Annotated in this window: 5 protein-coding genes; 3 read left to right on the top strand and 2 right to left on the bottom strand. The window is 73.7% G+C overall.

Translation table 11 applies throughout. From position 1 onward, the window contains the following. Nucleotides 1-71: 71 nt before the first annotated feature. Nucleotides 72-1,319, bottom strand: a complete 1,248-nt coding sequence (locus EST54_RS31925; RefSeq protein WP_129251182.1) for a nucleotide sugar dehydrogenase — start codon at nucleotides 1,317-1,319, stop codon at nucleotides 72-74. A 218-nt stretch (nucleotides 1,320-1,537) separates the two neighbouring features. On the opposite strand from EST54_RS31925, the gene EST54_RS31920 reads away from it, so the two are divergent. Beyond that, nucleotides 1,538-3,244: a glycerol-3-phosphate dehydrogenase/oxidase gene (locus EST54_RS31920; RefSeq protein ID WP_129251181.1), complete on the top strand. Its 1,707-nt coding sequence runs from the start codon at nucleotides 1,538-1,540 to the stop codon at nucleotides 3,242-3,244. Between the two features lie 17 nt (nucleotides 3,245-3,261). On the opposite strand, the gene EST54_RS31915 is transcribed toward EST54_RS31920, so the two are convergent. Then, nucleotides 3,262-4,578 carry a serine hydrolase domain-containing protein gene (locus EST54_RS31915; RefSeq protein WP_129251180.1) on the bottom strand — a complete coding sequence of 439 codons (1,317 nt, stop codon included), beginning with the start codon at nucleotides 4,576-4,578 and terminating at the stop codon, nucleotides 3,262-3,264. A 207-nt stretch (nucleotides 4,579-4,785) separates the two neighbouring features. Between EST54_RS31915 and EST54_RS31910 the strand changes: the two genes are divergently transcribed. After that, nucleotides 4,786-6,918: a serine/threonine-protein kinase gene (locus EST54_RS31910; protein WP_129251183.1), complete on the top strand. Its 2,133-nt coding sequence runs from the start codon at nucleotides 4,786-4,788 to the stop codon at nucleotides 6,916-6,918. A gap of 207 nt (nucleotides 6,919-7,125) precedes the next feature. Next, nucleotides 7,126-8,676, top strand: a 1,551-nt coding sequence (locus EST54_RS35765) for a protein kinase (RefSeq protein ID WP_244942656.1), incomplete at its 3' end; no start/stop codon positions are given.

Here is an 8,676-nt window from a genome sequence, read left to right as displayed (position 1 = left end):
CACCCACCCCACCCCGCCGAAGGCGAATCACACGGCGCCGCAGCCGAGTACGTACGCCAGGCCGCCAGGCTTCAAAGCCGATGGGCGACACCCGCAGGAGTGGCGCCCCTCGTATCCAGGAGGAGCTGGGCCTTCACCGAAAGGCCCTGGAGGTCATACGTGCGGTGGGCCTGGAGCAGGATCGTCAGGTCGGCGGCGGCTGCCGCTTCGTAGAGGGAGTCGGCGCGGGGGACGGGGCGGTCGAGGACGTTCCACTGGGGGACGTACGGGTCGTGGTACGTGAGGTGGGCGCCCAGTTCCCGCAGGCGGGAGGCGATCTCGCGGGCCGGGGAGCCGGTCTGGTCGGCGATGTCCGGCTTGTAGGTGACGCCGAGCAGCAGGACCCGTGCGCCGCGGGCGGATTTGCCGTGGTGGTTGAGGAGGGTGGCGCAGCGCTGGATGACGTAGCGGGGCATCCGGCCGTTGACTTCCTGGGCCAGTTCCACCATGCGGAGCGGGTGGCCCGGTGAACGGCCGTTGTAGGCAAGGTAGTTGGGGTCGATGGGGGCGGCGTGGCCGCCGACGCCGGGGCCGGGGCGGAAGGACTGGAAGCCGAACGGTTTGGTCTCCGCGCAGCGGATGACGTCCCACAGGTCGACGCCGATGTCATGACAGAAGACCGCCATCTCGTTCATCAGCGCGATGTTGATGTGGCGGTAGTTGGTCTCCAGCAGCTTGGCGGTCTCGGCCTCGCGGGGGCCGCGGGCGCGGACGACCTTGTCGGTGAGGCGGCTGTAGAAGGCGGCGGCCGCCTCCGTGCAGGCGGGGGTGAGGCCGCCGATCACCTTGGGGGTGTTGGCGATGCCGTGGGTGCGGTTGCCGGGGTCGAGGCGGCCGGGGGAGCAGGCGAGGTGGAAATCGCGCCCGGCGGTGAGGCCGGAGCCCTCCTCCAGGAGGGGGCGCAGGAATTCTTCGGTGGTGCCGGGGTACGCGGTGGATTCGAGAATCACCGTGGTGTGCGGGCGCAGCTGTGCGGCCAGGGTGCGGGCGGCGTCGGCGATGCAGCCCAGGTCCAGGGTGTGGTCCTCGCCGAGTGGGGTGGGCGCACAGATGACGGCGGTGCGGACCCGGCCGAGGGCGGTGGGGTCGGTGGTGGTGCGGAAGCCGGCCGAGAGCAGGCGGCGGAGTTCGGTGGCGGACAGCGGCCCGTCGGCGCCCGAGAGGGCGGCGGTGTGCGGGTCGGGGTCGTAGCCGAGGGTGCTGATGCCGGCGGTGGTGGCGGCCTGGGCGAGGGGGAGGCCGAGGTGACCGAGTCCGATGACGGCGAGATCTGCGGGCATGCTGCGGCCGTCCTTCCCGAGCGACTGCGAATGACGTGTGCGCATGACGTATGCGGATGGCGCATAAGTAGACTAAGCGGATATTTGACCCAGAATAGGGATTGGTGGATCAAGGCGGCGGGGTGTTGCCGTTCATCAGCGGAGGGTGGATAGCGGAACGCAGCGCGGACAGAATCGACGGACGGCGGGTATGGCCCCGAGCACAGCGGGAGGCAGCGGTGCAGACAGCGATACTGGGACCGGCGCAGCGGGCCGAGGCGCTCGCCCGAATGGCGGAACGGGAGCTGGACGTCCTTGTGGTCGGCGGGGGAGTCGTCGGCGCGGGGACCGCGCTGGACGCGGCGACCCGCGGGCTGTCCACCGGACTCGTCGAGGCGCGGGACTGGGCCTCGGGCACGTCCAGCAGGTCGAGCAAGCTCATCCACGGCGGTCTGCGGTATCTGGAAATGCTGGACTTCGCGCTGGTCCGAGAGGCGTTGAAGGAACGGGGGCTGCTGCTGGAGCGGCTGGCGCCCCATCTGGTCAAGCCGGTGCCGTTTCTGTACCCGTTGCAGCACAAGGCGTGGGAGCGCTGGTACGCGGGCGCGGGGGTGGCGCTGTATGACGCGATGTCGGTCTCGTCGGGGCACGGCCGCGGCCTGCCCGTACACCGGCATCTCTCGCAGAAGCGGGCGCTGCGGGCCGCGCCCTGCCTGAAGAAGGGCGCGCTGGTCGGTGCGCTGCAGTACTACGACGCGCAGATGGACGACGCGCGCTATGTGGCGACGATGGTGCGGACCGCGGCGTCCTACGGTGCGGCGGTCGCCAACCGGGCGCGGGTGGTGGGCTTTCTGCGCGAGGGCGAGCGGGTGGTCGGCGCGCGGGTGGAGGACGTCGAAGGGGGCGGCGAGTACGAGATCCGGGCGCGGCAGATCGTCAACGCCACCGGGGTGTGGACGGACGACACCCAGGCGCTGATCGGGGAGCGCGGGCAGTTCCACGTCCGGGCGTCGAAGGGGATTCATCTGGTTGTTCCGAAGGACCGGATCCATTCGACGAGCGGGCTGATCCTGCGGACCGAGAAGAGCGTGCTGTTCGTCATTCCGTGGGGGCGGCACTGGATCGTGGGGACGACGGACACGGACTGGGATCTCGACAAGGCGCACCCGGCGGCCTCCAGCGCGGACATCGACTATCTGCTGGAGCATGTGAACGAGGTGCTGGCGACGCCGCTGACCAGGGACGACGTGGAGGGTGTCTACGCCGGGCTGCGGCCGCTGCTGGCGGGGGAGTCGGACGCCACCAGCAAGCTGTCGCGGGAGCACACCGTCGCGCATCCGGTGCCGGGGCTGGTCGTGGTCGCCGGCGGCAAGTACACGACGTACCGGGTGATGGCCAAGGACGCGGTCGACGAGGCGGTGCACGGGCTCGATCAGAGGGTCGCGGAGTGTGTCACCGAGGACGTGCCGCTGGTCGGTGCCGAGGGGTACCGGGCGCTGTGGAACGCGCGGGCCCGGATCGCGGCGCGCACCGGGCTGCATGTGGCGCGCATCGAGCATCTGTTGAACCGTTACGGCTCGCTGGCCGAGGAGCTGCTGGAGCTGGTGGTCGCCGACCCGTCGCTGGGCGAACCGCTGACGGCGGCGGACGACTATCTGCGGGCCGAGGCGGTCTATGCCTGTACGCACGAGGGCGCCCGGCATCTCGACGACGTCCTGACCCGGCGCACCCGGATCTCCATCGAGACCTTCGACCGCGGCGCCCGCAGCGCCCGGGAGGTGGCCGAGCTGATCGCACCGGCGCTGGGCTGGGACGGCGACCAGGTCGAGAAGGAGATCGCGCACTACCAGAAGCGGGTCGAGGCGGAGCGTGAATCGCAGCGCCAGCCGGACGATCTGACGGCGGATGCGGCGCGGCTGGGGGCGCCGGACATCGTGCCCCTGTAGGCCGCGGGGCGGTGTCCCTAGGGGGCGGGCCGGTTGCCGGTGGGCCGGCGGGCGCAGAACTCCGCGGTCAGGACGGCGGTGCCGTGCGCCGGGTCGGGCAAGGGGGCGGTGTTGACGCGGAAGCTGACGACCTGACGGCCGTCGGCGGTGCCCGCGGTCCGGGTGTAGGAGCCGTTGATGTCGCCGTCGTGACCCCAGACCGTGACGCCGCAGGGCAGCGCGGTGGCGTACAGGCCGAGGCCGTAGGTGCCGCCGGTGCCCTTCCCGTTGCGTATCTCGGCCATCTGGCGCGGTGCCAGGATCTTCCCGCCGAGCAGCGCGGAGAAGAAGCGGTTGAGATCGCCGAGGGTGGTGATCATCTCCCCGGCCGCCCCGGCCCGGCTGGGGTCCAGGGAGGTGGCATCGACGCGGCGGTGGCCGATCCGGGCGTAACCGCGGCCGTGCGGCTCGGGAAGTACGGGGTCGGTGCCGGGGAAGGAGGTGTGGCCGAGCCCGGCGGGGACGAGGATGCGGCGGCGGATCTCCGCGGCGTACGGGTGCCCGGTGACCGCCTCGATGACCAGGCCGAGGACGAGGTAGTTGGTGTTGGAGTAGGCGTAGCGGGTGCCCGGTGGGGCCACCGGCGGATGGTTGAGCGCGATCCGCAGCAGCTCGCCCGGGGTGTGGCTGTCGTAGCGGTGGGCGCCGAAGCCCGCGCCGCCCAGCTGCCGGGACAGCCGGGGGTCCGCGGTGTAGTTGAACAAACCACTCGTATGGTCCAGCAGCTGGCGGATCGTCACCCGTCGCAGGTCGCTGCCGTCGCCCTTCGCCCTGGTCGGTACGCCCGGTGGGAGGTGGGCCGCGGCGCTGTCGTGCAGGGTCAGCCTGCCCTCGGCGACGAGTTGCAGGATCACCGTCGCGACCAGGGTCTTGGTGATGGAGCCGGCCCGGAAGTGGTCCTGCGGACCGATCCTGCGGCCGCTGTGCAGATCGGCCACCCCGGTGGTGGCGAACCGCGCGGCGAAGGAGCCGCCGCCGCGGGTGGCGAGCGAGGCGGCGCCCGGCGCCCCGTCGGTGACCAGCCGGTGCAGTGCGGACTCCGCCACGTCGTCGGCCGGGCGGCGCGGTGCGGACACCGCCCCGTCGTCGGCCGGATGGCGCGGTGCGGGCGCCGTCGTCCCCGCCGCCGGCGACCGGTGGGTGACCGCCGCAGGTGGGGAGAGGGCGGCGTCGGTCCGGGCGGTGCAGGCCGTCAGGGCCAGCGCGGCCAGCAGGCCCGCTGGGACCGCGGCGCGGCGGCGGCCGGCCGGGCGCGGGCCACCGGCCGGGGCCGGGCACGGCGGGCGCATCGTCATCGGGACTCCCGTTCGTTCGGGCCATCATGACGGGTGCCAGGTGTTGTCCGGCACCGACCCGGGCCTTCCGCATGGCTCCGGATGAGGGAGAATGAAGGCTCTGCCAGGGTGGGTTGTCCGAGTTGGGTCAGTTTGGTGATCGATGGGATGTCGAAGCTGCCAACTCGACTGGATTGCAGAGGGGATTCAGTGGGTGACGAGGTCGAGATGGACGGCAAGGAGGGCAGGCTGCTCGCCGGCCGGTACCGGCTCGCCGATGTTCTCGGCCGTGGCGGTATGGGCACCGTATGGCGGGCACGCGACGAGGTCCTGGGCCGTACGGTCGCAGTCAAGGAACTGCGCTTCCCGGGCGGGGTCGAGGAGGACGAGAAGCGTCGTCTGATCACCCGTACGCTCCGCGAGGCCAAGGCGATCGCCCGGATCCGGAACAACGGCGCCGTGACGGTCTACGACGTGGTCGACGAGGACGACCGCCCGTGGATCGTGATGGAGCTGGTCGAGGGCCGCTCGCTGGCCGAGGTCGTCCGGGACGACGGCCCGCTCACCCCGCGCCGCGCCGCCGAGGTGGGCCTGGCCGTGCTCGATGTGCTGCGCGCCGCCCACGCCGAGGGCATCCTGCACCGCGATGTGAAGCCGTCCAACGTCCTGATGTCCGACGACGGCCGGGTCGTGCTGACCGACTTCGGTATCGCCCAGGTCGAGGGCGACCCCTCCGTGACCTCGACCGGCATGCTCGTCGGGGCCCCCTCCTACATCTCCCCCGAGCGCGCCCGCGGCCAGAAGCCGGGCCCGCCGGCCGACATGTGGTCGCTGGGCGGGCTGCTGTACGCCTGCGTCGAGGGCGTGCCGCCGTACGACAAGGGCTCGGCGATCGCCACGCTGACGGCGGTGATGACCGAGCCGGTCGAGCCGCCGAAGAGCGCCGGCGTCCTGGAAGAGGCCATCTACGGGCTGCTGGTGAAGGACCCGGCGGGCCGGCTGGACGATGCCGGTGCCCGGGCGCTGCTGCTGGATGTGGTGCACGCCCCCGAGGCCCGGAAGCCCGAGCCCCCGCTGGACGAGACCCGGGCGATGGTGCTGCCTACGGTGCCCAAGGAGCGGGCGGAGGCGAAGCCCAAGGCCGCGTCGAAGCCCAAGGCCGCCCCGAAGCCCGCCGCGAAGGCGCGGCCGGCGCGCAAGCCGAAGGCGAAGCCGGCCGCCGCGCCGGTCACGGAGCCGGCGGCCACGAGCGAGAGCAGCTCCGGCGGCTCCACCGCGGACAAGAGCCCGGCCGCCTCCGGCAAGGCGGCCGCGGCGAGCGCACCGGCGCGGACCGGGCGCCCGGAGAAGGCTTCCGGATCGGCCGCCCCGGAGGCCGCCGGCACCGAGCCGGCGACGGCGGACCGTAAGGCCCCGGCCGTCGCCGAGGCGGACCGCGGGGCGGGCGCCCGCCCCGGGTTCGACGTCGAGGCCGCCAAGGAGCGGATGCGCGGCGCCCTGGAGGCCGTGCGCACCGCGGCCGCCGCCGCGAGGGCCCGCCTGGAGGCCCGGCCCGGCGACGGCAACCGCCCGTCCGCACGCGCGTCGGTGACCGATGTCGTCCCGCGCCGCACGCTGATCATCGTGGCCGTGGTCGTCGCCCTGGCGGTGCTGGGCACGGTGCTGGCCATTGCGCTCAGCGGCGGCGACGCCACGCAGACCCACGGCAAGGGGGCCGGCAAGCAGGCCAAGGCGTCGTCCGCGGGCCGGGCGAAGCCCGAGGCGGCGTCGGCCGGGACCGGCGGGGACACCACGAAGGAATCCGCCGGGGAGCCCGCCCCGCAGTCGACGGGGGTCACCCCGGCCGGCGACAAGGGCGCCGCGGACCCCGGGGACGGCGCGGACGGTAAGGACGGCAAGGCGGTGCCGGACGGTTTCGCCGAGCTGACCAACGGCGCGTTCCACTTCCGTATGGCGATGCCCAAGGGCTTCAAACAGACCGGCACCGCGGGCGAGGGCTCCGGCGCCATCTACAGCGCCTCGGGCGGATTCCCGCGCATCCAGATCGACTACAACGCCAAGCCCGGCTCCGACGCGGCGGCCTCCTGGCGCAGCCTGGAGCCGGCCGTGCGCGGCTCCAGCGAGGACTACCACCTCATCGGCATCAAGTCGGTGAAGTGGCGGAACTACCCGACGGTCGCCGACTGGTCGTTCACCCGCCGGCAGAGCGGGCAGAAGGTGCGGGTCCTCGACCGCGGTTTCCGGGCCGACGACAACCACGGCTACGCGATCATGATCACCTGCAAGGCGGACGCCTGGTCGGACAAGGCGTGTCAGCAGCTGATCAATACCGCCTTCAATACCTTCGCGCTGAAGGACTGAGGGACGGTCCGGGTGAAGAACGGACGGGGCGCGCGTCGTTGGGCCGAGCGGGCCGCGCGCTCCGGCGCCGGGACGTATCGTGAGACGGCGAAGACCGTACGCATCCGCAATCGGCGGGAATGCGACCGGAAGTGACCGGAGGCGCCGGCGCCGATGGGCGGATCCGGCGCGCGACGGCAGACACAGTGCGCGCTGCGGGGAGGCGTCGTGGACGAGTACGCGGGAAGGGTGCTCGCCGAGAGATACCGCCTTCCGTTGCGGCCCCTCGGCGAGGACGAATTCGCCGAGACCCGGGCCTTTGACACGTTCAGCGGCCAGGAGGTGCTGCTCCGTCAGGTGCCGCTGCCGGAGGTCGTGGACGCGGAGGTCGTGGGGGCCAAGACGGCCGGGCCGGCCGAGGGCGGCTACGGCGGCGGGCGCCCGGGCGGTGGGCGGGCGGCGGGTGCGTCGGCGGCCGACCGCAGTCCCCGGGACCCGGCCGCGCGGCGCGCGCTGGAGGCCGCGACGACGGCGGCCCAGCTGGCCGACCACCCCCGGCTGGAGCAGGTCTTCGATGTCTTCGTGCAGGACGGCAGCCTGTGGGTCGTCGCGGAACTCCTCGCCGCCCGCCCGCTGTCCGCGCTGCTCGCCGAGCGGGCACTGTCCCCGCACCGCGCCGCGGAGATCGCCGCGGATCTGCTGACCGCGCTGCGGGTGCTGCACGCGGACGGCTGGCTGCACCGCAACATCACCGCCCGTACGGTCCTGGTCTGCGACGACGGCCGGGCCATCCTGACCGGCCTGGCGGCGGGCGCGGCCCAGGAGGCGCTGTGCGGAGACCAGGCGTCCGCCGCGGCCGGGACCCCGCGGGCCGCGGCGGCACCGGAGGGGCCGGCGGAGCGTGGCACCACACCGGGCGGCACCACACCGGGCGGCACCACACCGGGCGGCACCACACCGGGCGGCACCGCACCGGGCGGCGCGGCAGTGGACGGCCGGGAGGGAGCCGCCACGGGTGGTTCCGGGAAAGGCGGTTCGGCGACGGGCGGTTCCCCGGCGGGCGGTTCCGCCGTCAAGACCTCGCTGAGCAAGGACGCCCCGGACGAGCCGCCCGCGGCGGACGGCACCGGCACCGGCACTGCCACCGCCTTCGGCCGTCCCAGCGCCGGGCTCGCCGCCGAGCGGGCGCGGCAGGCGCGGCTGACGGTGGTCGGCCCGGTCACCGAGCGCTGGGCGCCGGAGCAGGCCGGACCGGTCCATGAGAAGTGGCAGCTGGCGCCGCCGGTCGGTCCGGCCACCGATCTGTGGGCGGTCGGTGCGCTGCTGTACCGGTGCGTGCAGGGGCAGCCGCCGTTCCCGGAGGACAGCGCCGTCGAACTGGCGCAGCTGGTCTGCTCCCGGCCGCCCGCGGTCGCCGAGGAATGCGGGGCGCTGCGTCCCGTCGTCGAGTCGCTGCTGCGTCAGGATCCCGCCGACCGTCCGGACTTCGAGGAGCTGAGCGGCTGGCTGCGGTCACTGATCCGTACGGCACCGGAGCCGGTGGCCGAGAGCCGGCCGGTGATCCTGCCGGCGCCGGAGCCGTACGCCGATCCGCGGCGGCTGCCGATCGTGCGGCGCCGCGGCGAACTCGTGCGGAAGGGGCGCCACAAGAAGACCCGGACGTCCCGGCGGGCCCGGCCGCAGCCGGCACCGGCCGTCGTGGCGGCGTCCGCCGCGGCGCCCGCCCCGCCGGCGTCCGCCGCGGCGGACGCCGCCACGACGGCCGGTGCCGGCTGCGGC

The organism is Streptomyces sioyaensis, assembly GCF_004122735.1.
GTDB lineage: Bacteria > Actinomycetota > Actinomycetes > Streptomycetales > Streptomycetaceae > Streptomyces > Streptomyces sioyaensis.
This window is presented reverse-complemented; position numbering and strand designations above follow the sequence as displayed.

Coding starts and splice junctions, on each gene's coding strand:
- EST54_RS31925 (WP_129251182.1), bottom strand. CDS start 1,319: ATGCCCGCAGATCTCGCCGTCATCGGACTCGGTCACCTCGGCCTCCCC.
- EST54_RS31915 (WP_129251180.1), bottom strand. CDS start 4,578: ATGACGATGCGCCCGCCGTGCCCGGCCCCGGCCGGTGGCCCGCGCCCG.
- EST54_RS31910 (WP_129251183.1), top strand. CDS start 4,786: ATGGACGGCAAGGAGGGCAGGCTGCTCGCCGGCCGGTACCGGCTCGCC.